Origin of the sequence: Streptomyces sp. NPDC050145 (assembly GCF_044460245.1) — a bacterium.
Classification (GTDB): Bacteria; Actinomycetota; Actinomycetes; order Streptomycetales; family Streptomycetaceae; genus Streptomyces.
On sequence record NZ_JBITJS010000012.1, the window covers coordinates 34,644 to 57,176 of the forward strand.

Here is a 22,533-nt window from a genome sequence, read left to right on the forward strand (position 1 = left end):
TCACCCAGCTGACCACACCACCGGAGCGATCACCGTGACGCCTCCCTCCCAGCCCTCCCAGCCGCACGCCGGATACGACGCCCTGGGGGACCCCTCGCTCGCGCCGCCGCCCGGCTGCCCCGCGCACGCGCTCGGCCCGGACGGACTGCGCAGGCTGTACGGCCCCGAGGCCGACGTGGACCTCGCGGGCGTGTACGAGAAACTCCGCGCCGAGCACGGCCCCGTCGCACCCGTGCTGATCCACGACGACGTCCGCATGTGGGCGGTCCTCGGCCACGGCGAGAACCTGCACATGGTCCGCAGCACCTCCCAGTACAACCGCGACGCGCGCAACTGGACGGCCCTGAAGAACGGCACGGTCAAACCGACCCACCCGCTCGCCCCCGTCTTCAGCTGGCAGCCCATCTGCTCCATGGCCGAGGGCGCGGAGCACCTGCGGCTGCGCGGCGCCGTCACCGCGGCCATCGGCACGATCGAGGCCCGCAGCCTGCGTCGCACCATCAACAAGTCGACCCAGGTGATCATCAACCGCTTCTGTGAGCGCGGCACCTGCGAGGTCGTCAGCGAGTTCGCCGAGCACCTGCCCATGATGGTGATGCTCGACCTGCTCGGCGCGCCCGAGGCGTACAGCGAGCGCTTCGTCCAGGCGGCCCGCGACATGATCAAGGGCACCGAGACGGCCATCGCGAGCAACGAGTTCATCATGGGCCACCTCATGGAACTCGCCGTGCGCCGCCGGGCCGACCCGATCGAGGACGACTTCACCAGCACCCTGATCACGGACCCGGCGGGACTCACCGACGACGAGGTCGGCCAGCACCTGCGGCTCGTGCTCATCGCCGCGTACGAGGCCACGGCCAACCTCATCGCCAACGTGCTGCGCGTCGTGCTCACCGACCCGCGCTTCCGGGCCCAGCTCAACGGCGGGCAGATGACCGTGCCGGAGGCGGTCGAGCAGTCGCTGTGGGACGAGCCGCCGTTCAGCGCGATGGTCGGGTACTTCGCCAAGGTCGACACCGAGCTGGGCGGGCAGCACATCCGGGCCGGCGACGGACTGATCATGGGCATCCAGCCGGGGAACGCCGACCCGGTCGTACGTCCCGAGGCCGGAGCCCACATGATGGGCAACCGCTCGCACCTCGCGTTCGGCGGCGGTCCGCACGAGTGCCCCGGTCAGGACATCGGGCGTGTCATCGCCGACATCGGCGTGGACGCGTTCCTGATGCGGCTGCCCGACGCGGAACTGGCCGTGTCCGAGTCGGACTTGAGGTGGCGGTCGACGATCCTGTCGCAGCATCTCGTGGCGCTGCCGGTGGAGTTCACGCCGCGGGGGCAGCAGGACGTCGTGTCGGTGCCGAGCATGTCGTCGCCGCAGCGCACCGACTGGCAGGTGTCCTCGCCGGGGCACGGCGACGGGCCGGGGCGGCCGGACGCCGTGGTGCCGCCGCAGCCGGGGCCTGCTCCGGCCGCCGCCCCGGCGCCCGCGGGGGTGCCTGCGGGGGTGCAGGCTCCGCCTCAGGGGGAGCGGCTCGGTGCCTGGCAGCGGTTCCTGCGGTGGTGGCGCGGCTACTGATCCGCTCCCGGGGTCAGGGCTGTCCCGGCCGGTCGCCCGCCCAGTCCTCGTACGACGTCCAGGCCGCGAGGTCCCGCCCGCTCGTGAAGCGGAGCTCGCGGCCGGACACGGGGTCCCTGAACTCCAGGGTGCGGGCGAGGAGTTGGAGAGGGCGGCGGAAGTCGTCCGGGGCGGTGAGGGGAGCGATCTCCGGGTAGATCGGGTCGCCGAGGATCGGCAGGCCCAGGCGGTTCATGTGGACGCGGAGCTGGTGGGTGCGGCCCGTGTGCGGGGTGAGGCGGTAGCGGCCGAGCGGGCCGCGCGTCTCGACGAGCCGGATCTCGCTCTCCGCGTTGGGCTCGCCGCCGGGGATCTCCTGCGCGGCGAGCACCCCGCGCTCCTTCTCGATCCGGCTCCGTACGGTGACGGGGAGTGTGACGGCCGGGTCGTACGGGGCGATCGCCTCGTACTCCTTGCGGACCAGGCGGTCGCCGAACAGGGTCTGGTAGCGGCCGCGGTCCTCGGGGCGTACGACGAACAGGACGAGGCCGGCGGTCAGGCGGTCCAGGCGGTGCGCGGGGCCCAGCCGGGGGAGGTCCAGGTCGCGGCGCAGCCGGGCCAGGGCGGTCTCCCTGACGTGGCTGCCGCGGGGGGTCGTCGCCAGGAAGTGGGGCTTGTCGGCGATGACGAGGTGGTCGTCGCGGTGCACGATCTCGATCGGGAACGGGACGGGGGGCTCCGCCGGGAGGTCCCGGTGGAACCAGACGTGCCCTCCGGGGGTGTAGGGGGTGTCGGGCCCGATGGACGTGCCGTCCGCTGTGACGATCCGGCCCGCGTCGATCATCGTGTCGATCGTCTCCGCGTGGGCGGCGAGCCGCTCCACCAAGTGGTCCCGCACGGTGCGCCATTCGCCGGTGGTCGGCAGCTTGATATGGACGGGGTCGATTCCGTCGCGCTGGGGGAGGGGCGGGGTGGGGGTGCGGCGGGTGCGGCGGGTCACCGGGGTAACGGTACGGGTTCGCGCCGCGGGGGTTGTCGTGTGTTGCCGGGTGCCGCGCCGTCGTGGCTGGTCGCGCAGTTCCCCGCGCCCCTGAAGGGCACACTTCGTGCGCCCCCAGGGGCTGCTGGTCGCGCCCCGCGGCGGAGCCGCTGATCGGACACAGCCCCGCGCCCCCAGAGGCACGCTCCGCGTGCCCCGCGCCCCCAGAGGCACGCTCCGCGTGCCCCGGGGGCCCGGTGGTTGCGCCCCGCGGCGGAGCTGCTGATCGGGTTCAGCCCCGTGCCTCTGAAGGGCACACTTCGTGCGCCCCCAGGGGGCTCGGTGGTCGCGACTCGCGGCGGAGCCGCTGATGGGATTCAGCCCCGCGCCCCTGGAGGGCACACTTCGTGCGGCCTTCAGGGGCGGATGGTCAGGCGGAGGCTTCCTGTTCGGCCTCTACCTGGGCGTTCCAGTCGCGCTTCGAGGCCTGCCAGCCGTCCTCGTTGTGGCCGAGGCGCCAGTAGCCGGAGATCGAGAGGTGTTCGCGGGGGATCTCGCGGTCGATGCGGAGGTGGCGGCGGAGGCTCTTCACGAATCCGGCCTCGCCGTGGACGAAGACGTGGGGGCGGCCGGCCGGGAAGTCGAGGCCCGTGACCGCCTCGACCAGGAGGGAGCCGACGGGGCGGTCCGCGCGGTGGAGCCAGGTGATCTCGACGGGGGAGTCGATCTTCTGCTGCTCCTCCGGGCCCTCGACCTCGATGAAGGCGTGGGCTCGGGTGCCGGCCGGGAGAGCCTCGAGGGCGGCGGCGATCGCCGGGAGGGCGCTCTCGTCGCCCGCCAGCAGGTGCCAGTCGGCGGTGAGGTCCGGGCGGTAGGCGCCGCCCGGACCCATGAAACGGACCGTCGTGCCGGGGGCGACGCCGGCCGCCCACGGCCCGGCCAGGCCCTCGTCGCCGTGCACCACGAAGTCGAGGGTCAGCTCGCGCGCGGCCGGGTCCCAGGCCCGCACCGTGTACGTCCGCGTCACCGGCCACTGCTCGCGCGGCAGCTCCGCGCGGATCCGCTCCAGGTCGAACGGCTCGGCGTAGGTCACGTCCGGCGCCGGCGCGAAGAGCAGCTTCACGTAGTGGTCGGTGTACGGGAGCTCGTCGGGGAAGTCCGCGAGGCCCTCGCCGCCGAGGATCACCCGGCGCATGTGCGGGGTGACGTGCTCGGCGCGCACCACCTGGGCGGAGCGGGCCTTGCGGGGCGGGCGTGCGGGGCGCTCGGCCATGTGCGGTCTCCCTCGGTGCAACGTGAACTCAGGCATGAACTTAGGTATGCCTAAGTTAGCACCTCAGTCGGCGAGCGTGGTCAGGAGTCGCTGGAGGGATCCGCCCAGGCCCCAGCGGGCGCCGAGCTCCTCGACGGCGGCCGGGTCGCGCGGTGCGTGCGGCAGCGCGGTGTCCACGGCGGGCAGCGGTACGTCGTCCGCGACCCGCACCACCTTCGGGGCCACCGCGATGTACGGCCGCGACTCGTCGAGCCGCTTGCGCTGCGTCGGCGTGAGCTTCGCCTTCGGGTCGTCGACCGCGGCCATGATCCCGGCCAGGTCGCCGAACTGCGCGAGCAGCTTCGCGGCCGTCTTCTCGCCGATCCCGGGCACGCCCGGCAGTCCGTCGCTCGGGTCGCCGCGCAGCAGCGCCATGTCCACGTAGCCCGGACCGTCCACCGCGTACTTCTCGCGCAGGAAGGCCTCGTCGGTGACCTGGAGGGTGCCGACGCCCTTGATCGGGTAGAGCACCCGGCGCTCCAGCTTGTCGTCCACGAGCTGGTACAGGTCGCGGTCGCCGGTGACGATGTCGACCGGGCCGCTCGCGCGCGCGGTGTACGTGCCGATCACGTCGTCCGCCTCGTAACCCGCCACGCCCACGCGCGCGATGCCCACCGCGTCGAGCACGTCCTCGATGACCGGCACCTGCGGGGACAGCGTGTCGGGCACCTCCTCCTCGTCCGGCGTGCCCGCCGGGGTCTCCTCGGCGACGCGGTGCGCCTTGTACGAGGGGATGAGGTCGACGCGCCACTGGGGGCGCCAGTCCGCGTCCATGCACGCCACCAGGTGCGTGGGGCGATGGTCGTGGACGAGCCGGGTGATGAATTCGAGCAGCCCGCGCACCGCGTTGACCGGGGTGCCGTCCGGGGCCTTCACGGAGTCCGGCACGCCGAAGTAGGCCCGGAAGTACAGGGACGCGGTGTCGAGCAGCATCAGGCGCTGGGATGCGGAGTTGTCCTGGGTCACCCTCCGCATCATGCCGCACCCCACCGACACTTACCGGTCGTGCAGTGGGCGTGCGAGGCGGTGAACGCCATGTGAACTGGGCCACTCCCGTGTTTGTTCTGCATAAGCCGGGGCAGGCGACGAGCCGGAGCGAACCCGGTCCCACTTTCAACTATTGGCTGAAAGTCGGGTGTCCGGTTCGGCGGGCCGACCCCGCACGCTCCACGGCCCGCCGGCGGGGGAGGCGGGCCGTCTTGGTTCGACCCGAGAGGTGTATGTGTCCAGGCTTGAAGCCGAAGACCTGTACAAGGTGTTCGGCAGACGACCCGATGAGGCGGTGGAGAAGCTCCGCCGCGGAGCCGACCGTGAGGAACTGCGCGCCGACGGCACCACTGCCGCCGTGATCGACGCGTCCTTCACCGTCGAGCCCGGGCAGATCTTCGTCGTCATGGGTCTGTCGGGATCCGGCAAGTCCACCCTTCTGCGCATGCTGAACGGACTTTTGGAGCCCACTGCCGGGCACGTCCGCTTCGACGGGGAGGACCTGACGCGGCTCTCGCCCCGCGAGCTGCGCGAGGTCCGCTCGAAGAAGATCAGCATGGTCTTCCAGCACTTCGCGCTCTTCCCCCACCGCTCCGTCCTCGAGAACGCGGCGTACGGGCTCGAGGTGCAGGGCGTCCCGCGCCCCGAGCGGGAGAAGCGGGCCCACGAGGCGCTCGAACTCGCCGGGCTCAAGGGCTGGGAGAAGTCCTTCCCCGACGAGCTGTCCGGCGGCATGCAGCAGCGCGTGGGCCTGGCCCGCGCGCTCGCCACCGACGCCGACCTGCTCCTCATGGACGAGTCGTTCAGCGCGCTCGACCCGCTGATCCGCCGTGACATGCAGGACCAGCTCCTGGAGCTCCAGAAGACCCTGAAGAAGACGATCGTCTTCATCACCCACGACCTGAACGAGGCCATGCGCCTGGGCGACCGCATCGCCGTCATGCGCGACGGCCGCATCGTCCAGATAGGCACCGCCGAGGACATCCTCGTCACGCCGGCCAACGACTACGTCGCGTCCTTCACCCAGGACGTCGACCGGGCCCGGGTGCTCACCGCGGGCGCGATCATGAGCGAGCCGGAGCAGGACTACGACCCGGCCGGGGCCCCGGCCACGGTCACGGCCGCCACCCCGATCATCGACCTGTTCACGCCGTGCTCCACGAGCGGCGTCGCCGTCGCCGTGACCGGCGAGGACGGCGAGCTCGCCGGTGTCGTGACCCGGGCCCGGCTGCTCGCCGTGCTCGGCGAGACGATCACCGCGCAGGACGACGCATCCGGCGCGGAGAACGACGGCGCCGAGAACGACGGCGCGGCCTCGGGCCTCGTCAAGCAGGACACCGTCCCGGCGCCGCGCGGCGAGGAAGACGGTCCCGTGGAGAAGGTGAACGCCGATGCCTAAGATCCCCTTCGGCGACTGGGTCAACGATGCCGTGGAGTGGCTGCTCCACCACATGTCGTGGCTCTTCGACTTCTTCCAGAGCTGCTTCGAAGGCGTCAACAACGGACTCACCGACGTCCTCCAGGCGCCCCCCGCGCTCATCATGGCGGGCATCTTCGCCGTCGTCGCCTTCTGGCTGCGCGGCACCGTCGCGGGCGTACTGACCTTCGCCGGCCTGTGGTTCATCGACAACCTGGGCCTGTGGGACCACGCGATGGACACCATGTCGCTGGTCCTCGTGTCGACGGTGATCGCCCTGATCATCGGGGTGCCCCTGGGCATCTGGGCGGCCCGCTCGAACCGGGTCAGCGGCCTGTTCCGGCCGGTCCTCGACCTGATGCAGACGCTGCCCGCGATGGTCTACCTGATCCCGGCCATCCTGTTCTTCGGCTCCGGCGCCCCCGCCGGCATCGTCGCGACCCTGATCTTCGCCGTGCCCCCGGGCGTGCGCATGACCGAGCTGGGCATCCGGCAGGTCGACCAGGAACTCGTCGAGGCGGCCGAGGCGTTCGGCACCACCCCGCGCAACATCCTGCTCCGCGTCCAGTTGCCGCTGGCCCTGCCGACGATCATGGCTGGTGTCAACCAGGTCATCATGCTGGGCCTGTCCATGGCCGCCATCGCGGGCATGGTCGGCGCCGGCGGCCTCGGCGGCGACGTCAACACGGCCATCGGCCAGCTGAACGTCGGCCTCGGCGCCGAGTCCGGCATCGCGATCGTCATCCTGGCGATCTACCTCGACCGCATGACCAGCGCGCTCGGCCAGCAGGTCTCCCCGCTCGGCCGCCGGGCCCTGGCCAAGCTGCGCGCCGCGCGCGGCCTGAACATCTGGTCCTACCGCCCCCGTCCGGCCGTGGCCGTGATCGGTGTGGTGATCCTGGCGCTCGTCGGCGGCGGCATGGGTGTCTTCGGCGGCTCGACGTCCTCGACGGCCTCGGGCGGCGACGCCACGAACGTCGGGCACGGCAAGAAGGTCACCATCGGCTACATCCCGTGGGACGAGGGCGTCGCCTCCACCTTCCTGTGGAAGGAGATCCTCGAGCAGCGCGGCTTCCAGGTCGAGGTCAAGCAGTTCGAGGCCGGCCCGCTCTACACCTCGCTGGCGCAGGGCGGCGTCGACTTCCAGACCGACTCCTGGCTGCCGGTCACGCACGCCGAGTACTGGAAGAAGTACGGCAAGGACCTGGAGGACCTCGGGTCCTGGTACGGGCCGACCTCGCTCGAGCTCACCGTGCCCGCCTACATGAAGGACGTGAACACCCTCGCGGACCTCAAGGGCAAGGGCGACCTCTTCGGCGGCAAGGTCACCGGCATCGAGGCCAGCGCCGGTGAGTCGGCGCTCCTGAAGAGCAAGGTGCTGAAGGCCTACGGCCTCGACAAGGAGTACAAGGTCGTCGACAGCTCCACGCCGGCGATGCTGGCCGAGCTGAAGCGCGCGTACGCCCAGAAGAAGCCGATCGTCGTCCCGCTCTGGTCGCCGCACTGGGCGTACAACGACTACAAGCTGAAGAAGCTCAAGGACCCCAAGGGCGTCTGGGGCAAGGGCGACGGCATCCACACGCTGGCGCGCAAGGGATTCGGCTCCCAGTTCCCCGAGGTCGGCAAGTGGCTGAAGGACTTCAAGCTCGACGAGAAGCAGCTCACGAGCCTCGAGGCGCAGATCAACGAGACCGGCAAGGGCAAGCAGCAGGACGCCGTCAAGACCTGGCTGAAGAAGAACCCGGGCCTGGTCGACAAGCTCGCCCCCGTCAAGGAGCAGTCGACGCCCGCCGAGGCCAAGAACCCGGTGAACGTCGCCTGGTTCCCCTGGGACGAGGACGTCGCGGTCACGTACCTCTGGAAGAACGTCCTGGAGAAGCGCGGCTACAAGCTGAACCTGAAGCAGATGGACGTGGGCCCGGTCTACACCGGCCTCGCCGGCGGTGACCTCGACGTCAACTTCGACGCCTGGCTGCCGTACGCGCAGAAGAACTACTGGGACAAGAGCAAGAAGAACCTGGTCGACCTGGGCAGCTGGTACAGCCCGACCTCGCTGGAGGTCGCCGTCCCCTCGTACGTGAAGGGCGTCAAGTCCCTCGCGGACCTGAAGGGCAAGGGCAAGACCTTCGACGGGAAGATCATCGGCATCGAGCCGGGCACCGGCGAGATGAACCTCCTCAAGAAGGACGTGCTGCCGGGCTACGGCCTGGACAAGGAGTACAAGGTCGTCGACGGCTCCACGCCGGCGATGCTCGCCGAGCTCAAGCGGTCCTACGCCAAGAAGGAGCCGGTCGCGGTCGTGCTCTGGTCGCCGCACTGGGCGTACAGCGAGTACAAGCTGACCAAGCTGGCCGACCCGGAGAAGAAGTTCGGTGAGGGCAACACCATCCGGACGATCGCCAACAAGGAGTTCCCGAAGAAGTTCCCGCAGCTCACGAAGTGGTTCAAGGACTTCAAGCTGAGCGAGGACGAACTGGGCTCCCTGGAGGCCGAGATCAAGAACCGCGGTCAGGGCAAGGAGGAGGCGGCCGTCGCCGCCTGGCTCTCGAAGCACCAGGACGTCGCGGAGCGGATGACCGCTTCCTGACCTGGTCCGCAGGGTCTCCCCGAGGGGGGGGGGGGGGGGGGGGGGGGGGGGGGGGGGGGGGGGGGGGGCCCCGCGCCCGCCGGCCCCCCGGGCCCGCTCCGCCCCCCCCCGGGCGGGGGGGCCGCGCCGGGGGGGGGCGCCCCCCCCCGCCCCGCCCCCCGCCCCGGCGCCCCCCCCCCCCCCCCCCCCCCCCCCCCCCCCCCCCCCCCCTCGCCCCGTTGAGCCCCCGTGTGCGCCCCACGGCTTCGGCCATCGGATGAAACTGTTTGACGAACATGCGTAGGGTGCATTGAGACGTACAGCACAACCGGAGCAGTGGGAGGGAGCGGATGTCATGGACGAGCAGGAGAAGTACAACGAGCACGACAAGTCCAAGGAGACACTGCGTGTGGGCGCAGCCGTCCGGCGCCGCCGCCGCTCCCTGGAGCTGACCCTCTCCGCCGTCGCCGAGCGCACCGGCCTCTCGGTGCCCTTCCTCAGCCAGGTGGAGAACGAGCGGGCCCGCCCCAGCCGCCGCTCCCTGGAGAAGGTCGCCGACGCCCTCGGCACCACCGCCGTCGAACTCCTCGCCGCGGCCGACCCGGCACGCACCGTGGACCTGGTCCGCGCCGACGACGGCACCGTCGAGGAGGGCGCCCACGACAGCGTCGTCCGGTCCCTCGTGCGCGGGCACCACCAGATGCACGCCCAGGAGTTCGTCGGCGACCACGACCCGGGGCGCGAGTTCCAGCTGCGCAACGACGTGATGCTGTACGTGACCGAGGGCGCCGTCGAGGTCGAGGCGGAGGGCCGCGCCTATCGCCTCGGACGCGGTGACACCCTGTACCTGACCGGTGGCGTACGGCACCGCTGGCGGGCGACCGTGCCCGAGACGCGGGTGCTCGTGGTGGCCGTCGCCGAGCACATCGACGCCGTCGACGAGCCGGGCCCGAAGTAGCCGCCGCCGTGCGGGTCGTGTCGCTGGTCCCGTCGCTGACGGAGGCGGTCGCGGTGACGCTGCCGGGTGTCCTGGCCGGCGCGACGGACTGGTGCACGCATCCCGCCGGGCTCGACGTGCCCCGGATCGGCGGCACGAAGAATCCCGACGTCCCCGCGATCACCGCGCTCGCCCCCGACCTCGTCGTCGCCAACGAGGAGGAGAACCGGGAGCCCGACCTCGCCGCGCTGCGCGCCGCGGGCGTCCCCGTCCTCGTCACGGAGATCCGTACGCTGCCGCAGGCGCTGAGCGAGCTGGACCGTGTCCTGGACGCGTGCGGGGCGCGTTCGCGTCCGCGCTGGCTGGACGACGCCGAGTCCGCCTGGGGCGCCCTGTCGCCGCCCGAGCCCGCGCTGAGGGCCGTCGTGCCGATCTGGCGGCGCCCCTGGATGGTCCTCGGCCGCGACACCTTCGCCGGTGACCTGCTCGCCCGCCTCGGCGTCGCCAACGCGTACGCGGACGCCGCCGAGCGCTACCCCCGCGTCCCGCTCGACGAACTGGAGGCCGTCGAGAAGGACTTGGTCGTGCTGCCCGACGAGCCGTACCGTTTCACGGCCGACGACGGCCCGGAGGCCTTCACCGCCCCCGCCGCCCTCGTCGACGGCCGCAGCCTCACCTGGTACGGGCCCTCGCTGGCGACGGCCCCCGAGGCGCTCGGCGCGGCCCTGCGAGTGCGCTAGAGCGCCGGAGGAGCCGGTGGGGGTGGTTTGTCGGTTCATCGCCGGGTGCGCCTTCGGTGGGGGCTGGTCGCGCCCCGCGGCGGAGCCGCTCATGACACAGCCCCGCGCCCCCGGAATGCAGGCGCTACGCGCCGCATTCCTCCGATGACCGCGCCCCGCACCTCACGCCGGTGCCGCGAGCAGGCGGCCCGAGGCCAGGCCCCGTACCGTCTGGACCGCCGCGACCGCCCAGGCCGCGACCAGGAACGCGTACAGCGCCACCGTCAGGACGTCGAACGCGGCGAGGCCGGTGTGGGCGGCCAGGCTCTCCGCGCCCGTGACACAGGTGCCGACGGGGAAGGTGAACGCCCACCACGTCATCGCGAAGCCCATGCCGGCGCGCCGGGCCCGCACCACCATCGCGGCGGCCAGCGCCAGCCACAGCAGCGCGAAGCCCATCACGGGGACGCCGTAGAGCACGGCGAACGCGCTGAACGCGTGCTCGTACGCGGCGGGGAACACGCCCTGCGCGGCGTCGGCGATCTTGCCGGTGGCCGTCGTCGACTGGCCCAGGGGACCGAGCACCAGGAACAGGGTGGGGGTCAGCGCCAGCGGCAGCGGCCCGCTGGTGACCAGGCGCGCGAAGATCACCGGGAGCATGACCAGGGTCGCCAGGAGGCTCAGGCCGAACAGGGCGTAGCAGGCCAGCAGCAGTGTCGCCCGGGCCTGCCCCTCCGGAAGATGCGCGGCGAGCAGCGGCCCGCAGGCCGCCGACACCATCGGCGCGACCACGGGCAGCAGCCACACCGGGGACGCCTGCCCCGGCTCGATCCGGTGCCGTACGACCATCAGGTACGGGATCGCGACGGCGGCGGCCAGCCCGATCGCGGTACCGGCGACGAACAGCACGGTGTCGATCGCGAGCGCCGCGCCCACCCCGATCCAGTCCTGCCCGACGGTCAGCGTGCCGGCGCCCACCGCGAGCAGCGCCATCGACAGGCAGCCGTAGAACGGGGCCACCGCCGGGTCGTCGAGATGGGCGCGGGCCTGGTCCCGGTGGTGCGTCCAGTGCGCGGTCCGCGCCGCCAGCAGGGCGAGCAGCATCAGGAACGAGACGGCCCACACCAGCGTGCAGACGGTGCGCAGGCCCGGGACGTGCCCGGGCAGCGTCGCGCCCGCGTTCGCGACGATGGCGGTGCCCATCACGGCGGCGTACCAGTTCGGGCCGAGGTGACGGACGGTGGCGGCGCGGGGGCCGGTGGTGGTGCGGGGCGCGGGGTGGACGGCGGTGACCATGCCTCCACGGTCGCCCGGCGACCCCCGCCCCACCAGGGGCGTCGCCGCTATCACGGCATAAGCTGGATTTATGAGCAAGGAGCGGGGCGCGCGCGAGCGCGGTACGGGCACGTCAGGTACGGAGCAGGACGCGGCGGGGGAGACGGCACCGGCGCCGCCGGGGATCCTCTCCCACCGGGTCCCCGACCTCGGCGCGCTGGAGCTGCTGCTCGCCGTCGCCCGCCTCGGCAGCCTCGGCGCGGCCGCGCGCCGGCTCGGCATCACCCAGCCCGCGGCCAGCAGCCGTATCCGCTCGATGGAGCGACAGTTGGGGCTCGCCCTCGTCGACCGCTCGCCGCGTGGTTCCCGGCTCACGGAGACCGGCGCTCTCGTCACGGACTGGGCGCGGCGGATCGTCGAGGCGGCCGAGGAGTTCGACGCGGGCGCGCAGGCGCTGCGGGTGCGCCGGGACTCCCGGCTGCGGGTCGCGGCCAGCATGACGATCGCCGAGTATCTGCTGCCGCGCTGGCTGCTCGCCCTGCGGGCCGCGCGGCCCGACACGGCGGTCTCCCTGCTCGCGGGGAACTCGACGGCCGTCGCCGAGCGGCTCCTCGCGGGTGAGGCGGACCTCGGCTTCGTCGAGGGGCTGTCGGTGCCGGCGGGCCTGGACTCGGCGATCGTCGCCCACGACCGGCTGATCGTGGTGACGGCTCCGAGCCACCCGTGGTCGCGCCGCCGCAAGCCGCTCGCCGCCGAGGAACTGGCCGCGACCCCGCTCATCCTGCGCGAGGAGGGCTCCGGCACCCGCCAGGTCCTGGAGGCGGCGCTCGGCGGGCTGGCCCGCCCGCTGATCGAGCTGTCCTCCACGACAGCGGTGAAGGCCGCGGCGGTCGGCGGCGCCGGCCCCTCGGTGCTCAGCGAACTGGCCGTCGGCGAGGAACTGGCGTCCCGCCGCCTGGTCCGCGTCCCCCTGGAGGGCGCGACCCTGACCCGCTCGCTCCGCGCGGTCTGGCCGACGGGCCACCCCCCGGTGGGCCCGGCCCGCGACCTCCTCGGCCTGACCCGCACGGACGCCTGAGGTCCACCGGGGTGCGGAGGTGTGGGGCCCGGCGCGGATGACTTGGCGGGCTGGAGGCGTGCCGCGCGGCTCCGGGGCTGCGCTGGGGGTCGCGGAGCGATTCCGGTGCGATGCCGGCGTGCGCGGGCAGGAACGATGCTGTGCGGCCGTGAGCTGCCTGTCTGACCCGTACGGACTGCTGGGGCCCGGCGGGGTGCGGGGGCGTGGGGTGCGGTGCGGATGTCTTGGTGGGGGTGGGGGCGGCCCCCGCTACGGGGCTGCGCTGGGGGCCGCGGAGCGATTCCGGTGCGTATGTCTGCGTGCGCGGGCAGGGGCGATGCTGTGCGGCCGTGAGCTGCCTGTCTGACCCGTACGGACGACTGAGGCTCGGCGGGGTGCGGAGTCGTGGGGCCCGGCGCGGATGTCTCGCCGCGCTGGGGGCCACGGGTCGATTTCGGTGCACATGCCTGCGCCCGTGGGCAGGGGCGACGCCGTGCCGCCCGTGAGCTGCCGGGTGTGACCCGTACCGGCGCCTGAGGACCCCGGGCCGTCCGGGTCAGAAGCCGTGTGGGGCCGAGGCCGCGCGGATCAGGCCCTCGGTGACTCGGGAGTCCTCGCCCATCTCCGGGTGCCACTGCACCCCGATCACCCAGGACATGCCGGGCAGTTCGACGGCCTCCACCGTGCCGTCCGTCGCGTGCGCCGAGGCCACCAGGCCCCGGCCGAGCCGGTCGACGGCCTGGTGGTGATAGGTCGGGACCTCGGTCGGCTCGGGCACCAGCTCGCCGAAGCGGGTGCCCGGCACCGACGTCACCGTGTGCCGGCCGAACACGCCGGTCTCCTTCACGTGCCCCTCGATGTGCTGCGTCAGCGTCCCGCCGAGCGCCACGTTCAGCAGCTGCATGCCCCGGCAGATCCCGAGCAGCGGGGTACCGGAGGTCAACGCGGCGCGGATCAGGGCCAGTTCCCACGCGTCCCGCTGGGGCGCGGCCGGCCCCGTACGCGGATCGCGGGCGGCCCCGTACTCGCCGGGCTCCACGTCGGGTCCGCCCGCGACCACCAGTCCGTCGAGCCGCGCGACCACCGAGGGCGCGTGCCGCGGATCGTCCGGCGGGACCATGGCGGCCAGCCCGCCGGAGCGCTGCACGATCTGCGGATAGCCGGCCGGGAGCAGCGCCGCGGGCAGCTCCCACACGCCCCAACTGGCCTTGTTCTCCAGATAGGTGCTGATGCCGATCAGCGGCCTGCTCACCATCGTGCTGTGCTCCCCGGGTCGGTCGCCGCGCCCTCGAACTGCCCTTCAGGGCCGGTCAGGGGCCGAGGGTACGAGATCGCCGTGCGGGGCGCGGTCGCGTTCAGCATGCGGTCACCGCGCCGGTCGGGCAATGGCCTGGACCCGTACCTTTGGTCAGGTCAGGAACCCGCGCAGGAGCGCCGCCGTGCCCGCGCAGTGCTCGCGCATCATCTCCCGCGCGCCGTCCGCGTCCCCGTCGAGCACCGCCTCCACCAGCGCGGTGTGCTGGCGCTGCGAGTGCTCCAGGTTCCGTACGAGCAGCGGGATGCAGTCGAGCAGGTCGTTCACCCCGGCGCGGACCGCCGCGTACTGCGCGGCCAGGGACGGGGACCCGGACAGCTCCGCGAGGGTGAGGTGCAGGAGCGTGTCGCGGCGCCGGTACTCGGCCAGCGGAGCGTCATGGGTGCCGGCGAGCGCGGCCCGCAGCCGGTCCGCCCGCGCCGCGTCGAGCCCGTTCGCCGCGCACAGCCCGGCCGCGCCGACCTCCAGGACCTCGCGGAAGCGCAGCGTGTCCTCCACGTCGACGCCCTCGACCCGGCGCCGCAGCTCGACCTCGCCCGCCGCCTCCGGACGGGGCCGCACGAACGTTCCGCCGTACCGTCCGCGCCGCGACTCGACCAGGCCCTGGTCCTGCAGCACCTTCAGGACCTCCCGCAGCGTCACCCGGCTGATGCCGAGCCGCTCCGCCAACTCCCGCTCGGCGGGCAGCCGTTCACCCCCCGGCACCAGACCGAGCCGGACGACCTGGAGGATCTGCTCCAGCGCCTCCTCGAACCCGTTCCCCGCGCGCACCGGCCGCAGCACCGCGGCGTACGACCTGTCGAGCGACATGTGGACGGATCCCCTTCCCAGCAATGGTTGCGCGCAATACCTTATGACTCCCGGCCGTCCAGAAGCATCCCCGAGGAGGCTTTCACCGTGGCAGACCGCACACCCCCGCTGACCGTCGAGGAGTTGCACGCCCAGGTCGCGAGCGGCGAGATCGACACGGTCGTCCTGGCCTTCCCCGACATGCAGGGCCGCCTCCAGGGCAAGCGGTTCGCCGCCCGCTTCTTCCTCGACGAGGTACTCCACCACGGCACCGAGGGCTGCAACTACCTGCTGGCCGTCGACACCGAGATGAACACCGTCGACGGCTTCGCGATGTCCTCCTGGGACCGCGGCTACGGCGACTTCGCCATGCACCCCGACCTGAGCACCCTGCGCCGCGTCCCCTGGAACGAGGGCACGGCCCTGCTCGTCGCCGACCTCGCCTGGGAGGACGGCTCGCCCGTCGTCGCCGCGCCCCGGCAGATCCTGCGCCGCCAGCTCGACCGGCTCGCCGAGCTCGGCCTGACCGCCCAGGTCGGCACCGAGCTGGAGTTCATCGTCTTCAAGGACACCTACGAACAGGCCTGGGACGCGAACTACCGCGGCCTGACCCCGGCCAACCAGTACAACATCGACTACTCCGTCCTCGGCACCGGTCGCATCGAACCCCTGCTGCGCCGCATCCGCAACGAGATGGCGGGCGCGGGCCTCACCGTCGAGTCCGCCAAGGGCGAGTGCAACCCGGGCCAGCACGAGATCGCCTTCCGCTACGACGAGGCCCTCGTCACCTGCGACCAGCACGCCATCTACAAGACGGGCGCCAAGGAGATCGCCGCGCAGGAGGGCGCCTCGCTCACCTTCATGGCGAAGTACAACGAGCGCGAGGGCAACTCCTGCCACATCCACTTCTCCGTCACCGACGCGGACGGCGCCCCTGCCTTCGCCGGCGACGACCCCGACGGCATGAGCCCGCTCATGCGGTACTTCCTCGCGGGCCAGCTCGCCGCCCTGCGCGACTTCTCCCTCCTCTACGCCCCGAACATCAACTCGTACAAGCGGTTCCAGCCCGGCTCCTTCGCGCCGACCGCCGTCGCCTGGGGCCACGACAACCGCACCTGCGCGCTGCGCGTCGTCGGCCACGGCCGCTCGCTCCGCTTCGAGAACCGGCTGCCCGGCGGCGACGTCAACCCGCACCTCGCGGTCGCGGGCCTGATCGCCGCGGGACTGCACGGAGTGGAGCAGGGCCTCGAACTGCCCGACGCCTGCCCGGGGAACGCCTACGCCGCCGCGTACGAGCACGTCCCCACCACGCTGCGCGAGGCCGCCGAACTGTGGGCGAACAGCCCGGTCGCGAAGGCCGCCTTCGGGGACGAGGTCGTCGCCCACTACCTGAACACGGCGCGGGTCGAGCTCGACGCGTTCGACGCCGCCGTCACCGACTGGGAGCTCCGCCGAGGATTCGAAAGGCTGTGACCTTGCCCGACCGATGCGTCGACACGACCACACTGACCGTCCTGAACCCCGCCACCGAAGACGTGGTCGCCACCGTCCCGACCGCCGACGCGGCCGAGGTCGACCGCGCCGTGCGCCGCGCGGCCGTCGCCCAGCGCGCCTGGGCGGCCGCGGCCCCCGCCGACCGCGCCCGCCTCCTGCGCCGCTTCGCCGACACCGTCGACACCCACCTCGAGGAACTCGCCCAGCTGGAGGTCCGCGAGGCCGGACACCTCCTCGGCAACGCCCGCTGGGAAGCCGGTAACGTCCGCGACCTGCTCCTCTACGCGGCCGGCGGCGCCGAACGACTGAACGGCGCGCAGATCCCCGCCCCCGGCGGCTGGAACATCACCTTCCACCAACCGCTCGGCGTCGTCGGCGTCATCGCCCCCTGGAACTTCCCGATGCCGATCGCCGCCTGGGGCACCGCCCCCGCCCTCGCGGCCGGCAACGCGGTCGTCCTCAAACCCGCCGAGACCACCCCGCTCACCGCCCTGCGCCTGGCCGAACTCGCCCTGGAGGCCGGCCTGCCCGAGCACGTGTTCCAGGTGCTCCCCGGCCACGGCGGCGTCACGGGCCGCGCCCTCGTCGACCACCCCGACGTCGCGAAGATCGTCTTCACCGGCTCGACCCGCACCGGCCGCGAGGTCATGGAGCGCTGCGCCACCCGGATCAAACCCGTCACCCTCGAACTCGGCGGCAAGAGCCCCAACATCGTCTTCGCCGACGCCGACCTCGCCACCGCCCTCGACCCCTTCTCCTTCCTCGACAACTCCGGCCAGGACTGCTGCGCCCGCACCCGGATCCTCGTCCAGGAATCCGTGTACGAGGAGGCCGTCGCCCGGCTCACGGAGGCGATCGGCGCCGTCGTCGTCGGCGACCCGCTCGACGAGAAGACCCAGATGGGCCCGCTCATCTCCCGGCAACAGCGGGACCGCGTACGGCAGTTCGTGACCGACGAGGCCCCCGGCCCGCGCGGCACCGCGCCCACCGGCCCCGGCTTCTGGTTCCCGCCGACCGTCCTCACCGGCGAGGCCCCCGACTCCCGCGCCGCCGTCGAGGAGATCTTCGGCCCCGTCGCCGTCCTGCTCCCCTTCACCGACGAGGCCGAAGCGATCCGGCTCGCCGACGCCACCCCGTACGGACTCTCCGGCTCCATCTGGACCCGGGACGTGGGCCGCGCCCTGCGCGTCAGTGCCGCCGTCCGCGCCGGGAACCTGTCCGTCAACTCGCACTCCAGCGTCCGCTACTGGACCCCGTTCGGCGGCTTCAAACAGTCCGGCCTCGGCCGCGAACTCGGCCCCGACGCCCTGACCGCCTTCACCGAGACCAAGAACGTCTTCATCAGCACGGAGGCCTGACCCCATGACCGAAGAGACCCTCGGCCGCCGCCTCGTCGGCCGCACCGCCGTCATCACCGGAGCCGGCAGCGGCATCGGCCTCGCCACCGCCCGCCGCCTCGCCTCGGAAGGCGCCCACGTCGTCTGCGGCGACATCGACGCCGCCGCCGGAAAGAGCGCGGCCGACGCCGTCGGCGGCACCTTCGTCCAGGTCGACGTCACCGACGCCGAACAGGTCGAGGCCCTGTTCCGCACCGCGTACGAGACCTACGGCTCCGTCGACATCGCCTTCAACAACGCCGGCATCTCGCCCCCCGACGACGACTCCATCCTCGACACCGGCCTGGAGGCCTGGAAGCGCGTCCAGGAGGTCAACCTCACCTCCGTCTACCTGTGCTGCAAGGCCGCCATCCCCTACATGCGGGAACAGGGCAAGGGCTCCATCATCAACACGGCCAGCTTCGTGGCCCGCATGGGCGCCGCCACCTCCCAGATCTCCTACACCGCGTCCAAGGGCGGCGTCCTCGCCATGTCCCGCGAACTCGGCGTCCAGTTCGCCCGCGAGGGCATCCGGGTCAACGCCCTGTGCCCCGGGCCCGTCAACACCCCGCTCCTGCAGGAGCTGTTCGCCAAGGACCCCGAGCGCGCCGCGCGCCGCCTCGTGCACATCCCGGTCGGCCGCTTCGCCGAGGCCGACGAGATCGCGGCCGCCGTCGCCTTCCTCGCCAGCGACGACTCCTCGTTCGTCAACGCCACCGACTTCCTGGTCGACGGCGGCATCTCCGGCGCGTACGTGACACCTCTCTAGACCCCGCCGCAACACACGGAGCCGGCACCCTCGGCACGCCCCACAGGTTCATGTACGGTCCACTCGCATGCGTAACAGACATGTTGCCGCGTGGACTTCGGCCGCGGCCGCCGCACTCATGGCGGCCGCGACCCTGACCACCCCCGCGGCCGCCGCCACGTCCGCACCCACCACCCCCACGACCGCCCGGCACTGCCCGCAGCTGTCGCAGAAGCTCCCCTGGTACGGGGACAACCGGGCGAAGCTCCAGCGCGTGATCGACGAACGCGGCACCTGCGCGGGCCACCGCGGCCCGCGCCCCGTCGCCGCCTTCGACTGGGACAACACCGTCTCCAAGAACGACGTCACCGACGCGACCATCGCCTGGTCGCTGAAGCACGACAAGATCCTCCGCCCCGGCCGCTGGAAGGACACCAGCCGCTGGATGACCGACGAGGCCGACCGCGCGCTCACCGCCGCCTGCGGCACCGCCGTCCCCGTCGGCGCCCCGCTGCCCACCTCCACCGACACCGACTGCACGGACGAGATCTTCAACATCCGTGAGTCGGGAAAGACGATGAGCGGCGCCGCCGCCTTCGCCGGCGAGTGGAACCACCGCCACACCGTGCCCCAGTACGCCTGGGTCCCGCAGCTCTTCGCCGGACACACCGTCCCCGAACTCGAGTCCTACGCGGCCGCGGCCCGCGAGGAGACCCTCGCCGCCCCCGTCGGCGCCACCCAGAAGCTCGGCACCCACACCATCCCCGGCTACGTCCGCTACTACGAACAGCAGCGCGACCTCATCCGCACGCTCCAGCGCGCCGGATTCGACGTCTACATCGTCTCCGCCGGCTCCGAACCGGTCACCGAGGCGTGGTCGAAGGGCGTCGGCATCGACCGCGCGCACACCGTCGCCATCCGCTCCGTCCTCGACGAGCGCGGCCGCATCACCCCGTACAACGAGGGCTGCGGCGGCGTCCCGGTCAACAAGGGCGAGGCCATCCCGTACATCGACGGCAAGCGCTGCTGGATCAACCAGGACATCTTCCACATCAAGGGGAAGGCCGCCTGGGAGAAGCAGCGCTGGGACAAGCGCATCGCCCTCGGCGGCGGCGACGCCGACACCGACGTCACCTTCGTCGGCGACGCGACCGGCGCACACCTCGTCCTGAACCGGAACAAGAACGAGATCATGTGCCGCGCCTACGACAACGCCGACGGACGCTGGGTCGCCAACCCGATGTTCATCGAGCCGCTGCCGCGCAAGTCCGGCACCTACCCGTGCTCCACGGCGGCCTGGAACCGCCCCGAGGGCGGCTTCGGCCCCCTCCTGCGCGAGGACGGCTCGACGGTGCCGGACCAGGCCGACTCCGCGTACTGAGCGGAGACGCAGTACTGATCATCACGGGGGCGGCCTAGGCCCTGCGCCGAAGGTGGCGTCGTCCGCCCGGAGGGCGGGTCGGGCGGCGTCTGGTGCGTGCTCTCGGTGTGCCGGGCGCAAGGCCTCGTACTGGACGTACTTGGCCTTACGCTCGGTGCGGCGAGAGTGCGTGCCAGGCGTCGCACGGCAGACGCCACCTTCGGCGCAGGGCCTAGAGTGCCGGGATGAGCATGACGCCGCCGCCGGGCTGGTACCCGGATCCCAAGGCCCCGTCCACCGAGCGCTGGTGGGACGGGGCCGCGTGGACGCAGCACCGCAGGCAGCCGACCCCGCAGGGACCGCCGCCCCCGCCCGCGCCCGTGCGGCAGCCGAGCTCCGGCGGCGGTCGCGGCAGGCTCGTGGCCGTGATCACCGCCGGCGTCGCCCTCGTCACCGCGATCGTCGCCGGCGGCATCGTCGCCTTCGGGGGCGACGAGCAGGACCCCAAGACCCGTACGGCCCCCTCGTCCGCGGAGCCCTCCGCGCCGCCGCAGTCCTCCGAGGCGGCGAGCAGCGCCCCGCCGCCCTCGCCCAGCGAGGACCCCTCCCGCGTCACCGACGAGCTCAACGGCATCACGCTGCCCGTCCTCACCGGCTGGCAGAAGGCCGAGAACGTCGCTGACGACTACACCTTCATCACCACGCCGGACACCTACGACTGCCCCTTCGACCAGGGCATGTGCCGCCGCGGCACCGTCTCCACGCACACCGTCACCGGCACCGACGAGACCGACCCCGAAGCCCTCGCCGAGGACGACGTCAAGGACGCCGCCGACCGCGCCTACGACACCGACGCCATCGGCCGGCGCCCCTTCGGCGGCATGACCGGCCACAAGGTCGTCGCCTCCCGGCAGATCGGGGTCGCCGGGCGCGCGGGCTGGCTCGTGCGCTGGAAGGTCACCACCGCCGAGGGCGCCGGAGGCTACGTCCAGTCCGTCGTCTTCCCGTCCAGCTCCGGCTCCGAGGCGCTCGTCGCGGTCCGCTGCACCCTCGACGTCAGCTCCGAGTCCCCGCCGCTCACCGACCTCGACAAGATCGTCAAGGGCATCCGCGCGGTCGACGGCACCGGCGGCGGGGGAGTGGGCAGCACGGTCGGCCCGAGCCAATAGGCGGCCGGAGTGCTACAGGAACGTGTAGCCCTCACCGCGGTACGTCGGCACCGTCTCCGTGACCGTGTCCCCGGACACCAGGTGCAGCACCTCGAACCGCTCGCACAGCTCGCCGGCCTTCGCATGCCGGAACCACACCTTGTCGCCGATCAGCAGATCGTCCGCCGCAGCCCCGAGCAGCGGCGTCTGCACCTCGCCCGGGCCCTCCTGCGGGTCGTAGCGCAGCCCCTCCGGCAGATACGGCACCGGCAGCCGGTCCGCGCCCGCCGCGCCCGAGGCCGGGTAGCCGCCACCGAGCACGGTCACCACGCCGACCCCGGGCCGGCGCACCACCGGCTGGGCGAACAGCGCGGCGGGACGCGCGCTGAACGACGTGTAGTTGTCGAAGAGCCGCGGCACATAGAGCCCCGACCCGGCCGCGATCTCCGTCACCGCGTCCTCGGCCGCCGTGTGCTGCACGCTGCCCGTGCCGCCCCCGTTCACGAACTCCAGGTCCGGCACCACCGCGCGCACCGCCCGCACCACCTCGGCCCGGCGCACCACCAGCTCCTTGCGCGCCGCCGCCTGCATCAGCCGGATCGCCCGCGAGCGCACCGGCCGCCCCGCGATCGCGTCCCCGACCCCGGCCACATGACCCTCGTACGCCATCAGGCCGACCAGCCGGAACCCGGGCCGCCGGTCCACCGCGCGGGCCAGTTCGGCGAGCTGCTCCGGAGTGCGCAGCGGAGAGCGCAGCGCGCCGATCCGGACCCGCCCGCCCAGCACCCGCCACGACGTGTCGAGCTCCAGGCACACCCGGATCTCCTCACGGCCGCCGTCGCGCGCCGCGTCGATCAGCTTCAACTGCGCCGGGTCGTCGACCATCACCGTGACCGCGCCGGCCAGCTTCGGATCGTGCGCCAGCTCCGCGAAAGCGCTCCGGTCCGCCGACGGGTACGCGAGCAGCACGTCCTCGACACCGGAGCGCGCGAGCCAGATCGACTCGGCCAGCGTGAACGACATGACCCCGGCGAACCCGTCCTTGGCCAGCACCCGCTCGAGCAGCGTCCGGCACCGTACGGACTTGCTCGCCACCCGGATCGGCTTGCCCGCCGCACGCCGGACCAGGTCCTCGGCGTTGGCGTCGAAGGCGTCGAGGTCGACGATCGCCACGGGGGCGTCGAGATGTGCGGTGGCCCGGTCGAAGCGGGACCGGTCGGCGGCGCGCGGTGTCATGGCCGAAGCCTGCCAGACCTGATTACCGCAGGGTAGAGGGACGATCCGGGCAGATCGGCCGAGCCAGCCGCCTGAGGACCCGCTGACCTGCCGTGGCCCGTTAGAGTGACGCGCACGCAGGCTGACGAAACGGGGAGGCATGAGCACGGAAGCCCGGCGCGTCCCGCCACGCCCTGCCCAACCTCCCGCGACGGTCCCCCCGTTGCCCCCCACACCCCCACCCCCCACCGCCTCCTCCCGCTTCCCGGACGACGCCCCGAAGCGCC

Annotated in this window: 18 protein-coding genes; 11 read left to right on the forward strand and 7 right to left on the reverse strand. The window is 72.7% G+C overall.

Annotated features, from left to right (window positions below; genetic code table 11):
• Positions 1-34 precede the first annotated feature (34 nt).
• The gene (locus ACIBTU_RS24010) at positions 35-1,573 is read left to right on the forward strand and encodes a cytochrome P450 (RefSeq protein ID WP_399128442.1); all 1,539 of its coding nucleotides are present in this window, start codon (positions 35-37) and stop codon (positions 1,571-1,573) included.
• 13 nt (positions 1,574-1,586) lie between these two features.
• On the opposite strand, the gene ACIBTU_RS24015 is transcribed toward ACIBTU_RS24010, so the two are convergent.
• From ACIBTU_RS24015 to ACIBTU_RS24025, 3 genes are all read right to left on the reverse strand, one after another.
• Positions 1,587-2,552 carry an RluA family pseudouridine synthase gene (locus ACIBTU_RS24015; protein ID WP_399128443.1) on the reverse strand — a complete coding sequence of 322 codons (966 nt, stop codon included), beginning with the start codon at positions 2,550-2,552 and terminating at the stop codon, positions 1,587-1,589.
• 409 nt (positions 2,553-2,961) lie between these two features.
• On the reverse strand, positions 2,962-3,804 hold the full coding sequence (locus tag ACIBTU_RS24020) for a siderophore-interacting protein (protein ID WP_399128444.1): 843 nt from the start codon (positions 3,802-3,804) through the stop codon (positions 2,962-2,964).
• Between the two features lie 63 nt (positions 3,805-3,867).
• Entirely contained in the window at positions 3,868-4,818 is a 951-nt protein-coding gene (locus ACIBTU_RS24025) for a 5'-3' exonuclease H3TH domain-containing protein (protein ID WP_399128662.1), read from the reverse strand.
• Between the two features lie 247 nt (positions 4,819-5,065).
• Between ACIBTU_RS24025 and ACIBTU_RS24030 the strand changes: the two genes are divergently transcribed.
• From ACIBTU_RS24030 to ACIBTU_RS24045, 4 genes are all read left to right on the forward strand, one after another.
• Entirely contained in the window at positions 5,066-6,229 is a 1,164-nt protein-coding gene (locus ACIBTU_RS24030) for a glycine betaine/L-proline ABC transporter ATP-binding protein (protein ID WP_399128445.1), read from the forward strand.
• The gene (locus ACIBTU_RS24035; RefSeq protein ID WP_399128446.1) at positions 6,222-8,834 is read left to right on the forward strand and encodes an ABC transporter permease/substrate binding protein; all 2,613 of its coding nucleotides are present in this window, start codon (positions 6,222-6,224) and stop codon (positions 8,832-8,834) included. The genes ACIBTU_RS24030 and ACIBTU_RS24035 overlap by 8 nt, the downstream gene beginning before the upstream one ends.
• Before the next feature lie 334 nt (positions 8,835-9,168).
• Positions 9,169-9,771 (forward strand): helix-turn-helix domain-containing protein, encoded by a 603-nt coding sequence (locus ACIBTU_RS24040; protein WP_399128447.1) that lies wholly within the window; start codon positions 9,169-9,171, stop codon positions 9,769-9,771.
• An 8-nt stretch (positions 9,772-9,779) separates the two neighbouring features.
• Entirely contained in the window at positions 9,780-10,490 is a 711-nt protein-coding gene (locus ACIBTU_RS24045; protein WP_399128448.1) for a helical backbone metal receptor, read from the forward strand.
• Between the two features lie 162 nt (positions 10,491-10,652).
• On the opposite strand, the gene ACIBTU_RS24050 is transcribed toward ACIBTU_RS24045, so the two are convergent.
• Positions 10,653-11,765, reverse strand: a complete 1,113-nt coding sequence (locus ACIBTU_RS24050; protein WP_399128449.1) for a TDT family transporter — start codon at positions 11,763-11,765, stop codon at positions 10,653-10,655.
• 70 nt (positions 11,766-11,835) lie between these two features.
• Here ACIBTU_RS24050 and ACIBTU_RS24055 point away from each other — a divergent pair, with 70 nt between their 5' ends.
• The gene (locus tag ACIBTU_RS24055) at positions 11,836-12,822 is read left to right on the forward strand and encodes a LysR family transcriptional regulator (RefSeq protein WP_399128450.1); all 987 of its coding nucleotides are present in this window, start codon (positions 11,836-11,838) and stop codon (positions 12,820-12,822) included.
• Positions 12,823-13,357: 535 nt separating this feature from the next.
• Here the strand turns inward: ACIBTU_RS24055 and ACIBTU_RS24060 are convergent.
• On the reverse strand, positions 13,358-14,056 hold the full coding sequence (locus ACIBTU_RS24060) for a gamma-glutamyl-gamma-aminobutyrate hydrolase family protein (RefSeq protein ID WP_399128451.1): 699 nt from the start codon (positions 14,054-14,056) through the stop codon (positions 13,358-13,360).
• A 153-nt stretch (positions 14,057-14,209) separates the two neighbouring features.
• Positions 14,210-14,926 (reverse strand): FadR/GntR family transcriptional regulator, encoded by a 717-nt coding sequence (locus ACIBTU_RS24065; RefSeq protein ID WP_399128453.1) that lies wholly within the window; start codon positions 14,924-14,926, stop codon positions 14,210-14,212.
• Positions 14,927-15,013: 87 nt separating this feature from the next.
• Between ACIBTU_RS24065 and ACIBTU_RS24070 the strand changes: the two genes are divergently transcribed.
• The 5 genes from ACIBTU_RS24070 to ACIBTU_RS24090 all read left to right on the forward strand — a co-directional run bounded on the left by ACIBTU_RS24070 (position 15,014) and on the right by ACIBTU_RS24090 (position 21,052).
• On the forward strand, positions 15,014-16,378 hold the full coding sequence (locus ACIBTU_RS24070; RefSeq protein WP_399128454.1) for a glutamine synthetase family protein: 1,365 nt from the start codon (positions 15,014-15,016) through the stop codon (positions 16,376-16,378).
• Positions 16,375-17,757: an aldehyde dehydrogenase family protein gene (locus ACIBTU_RS24075; protein ID WP_399128455.1), complete on the forward strand. Its 1,383-nt coding sequence runs from the start codon at positions 16,375-16,377 to the stop codon at positions 17,755-17,757. Before ACIBTU_RS24070 ends, ACIBTU_RS24075 begins: the two co-directional genes overlap by 4 nt.
• A 4-nt stretch (positions 17,758-17,761) precedes the next feature.
• A complete protein-coding gene (locus ACIBTU_RS24080; RefSeq protein ID WP_399128456.1) occupies positions 17,762-18,544 on the forward strand; it encodes a 3-oxoacyl-ACP reductase in 783 nt (260 codons plus the stop codon).
• A gap of 67 nt (positions 18,545-18,611) precedes the next feature.
• Positions 18,612-19,904 (forward strand): haloacid dehalogenase-like hydrolase, encoded by a 1,293-nt coding sequence (locus ACIBTU_RS24085; protein WP_399128457.1) that lies wholly within the window; start codon positions 18,612-18,614, stop codon positions 19,902-19,904.
• A 224-nt stretch (positions 19,905-20,128) separates the two neighbouring features.
• Entirely contained in the window at positions 20,129-21,052 is a 924-nt protein-coding gene (locus tag ACIBTU_RS24090; RefSeq protein ID WP_399128458.1) for a DUF2510 domain-containing protein, read from the forward strand.
• A 12-nt stretch (positions 21,053-21,064) separates the two neighbouring features.
• Here ACIBTU_RS24090 and ACIBTU_RS24095 read toward each other — a convergent pair whose 3' ends face one another.
• Complete coding sequence (locus ACIBTU_RS24095; RefSeq protein ID WP_399128459.1) at positions 21,065-22,267, reverse strand: amino acid deaminase/aldolase; 1,203 nt, start codon at positions 22,265-22,267, stop codon at positions 21,065-21,067.
• Positions 22,268-22,533: the final 266 nt, after the last annotated feature.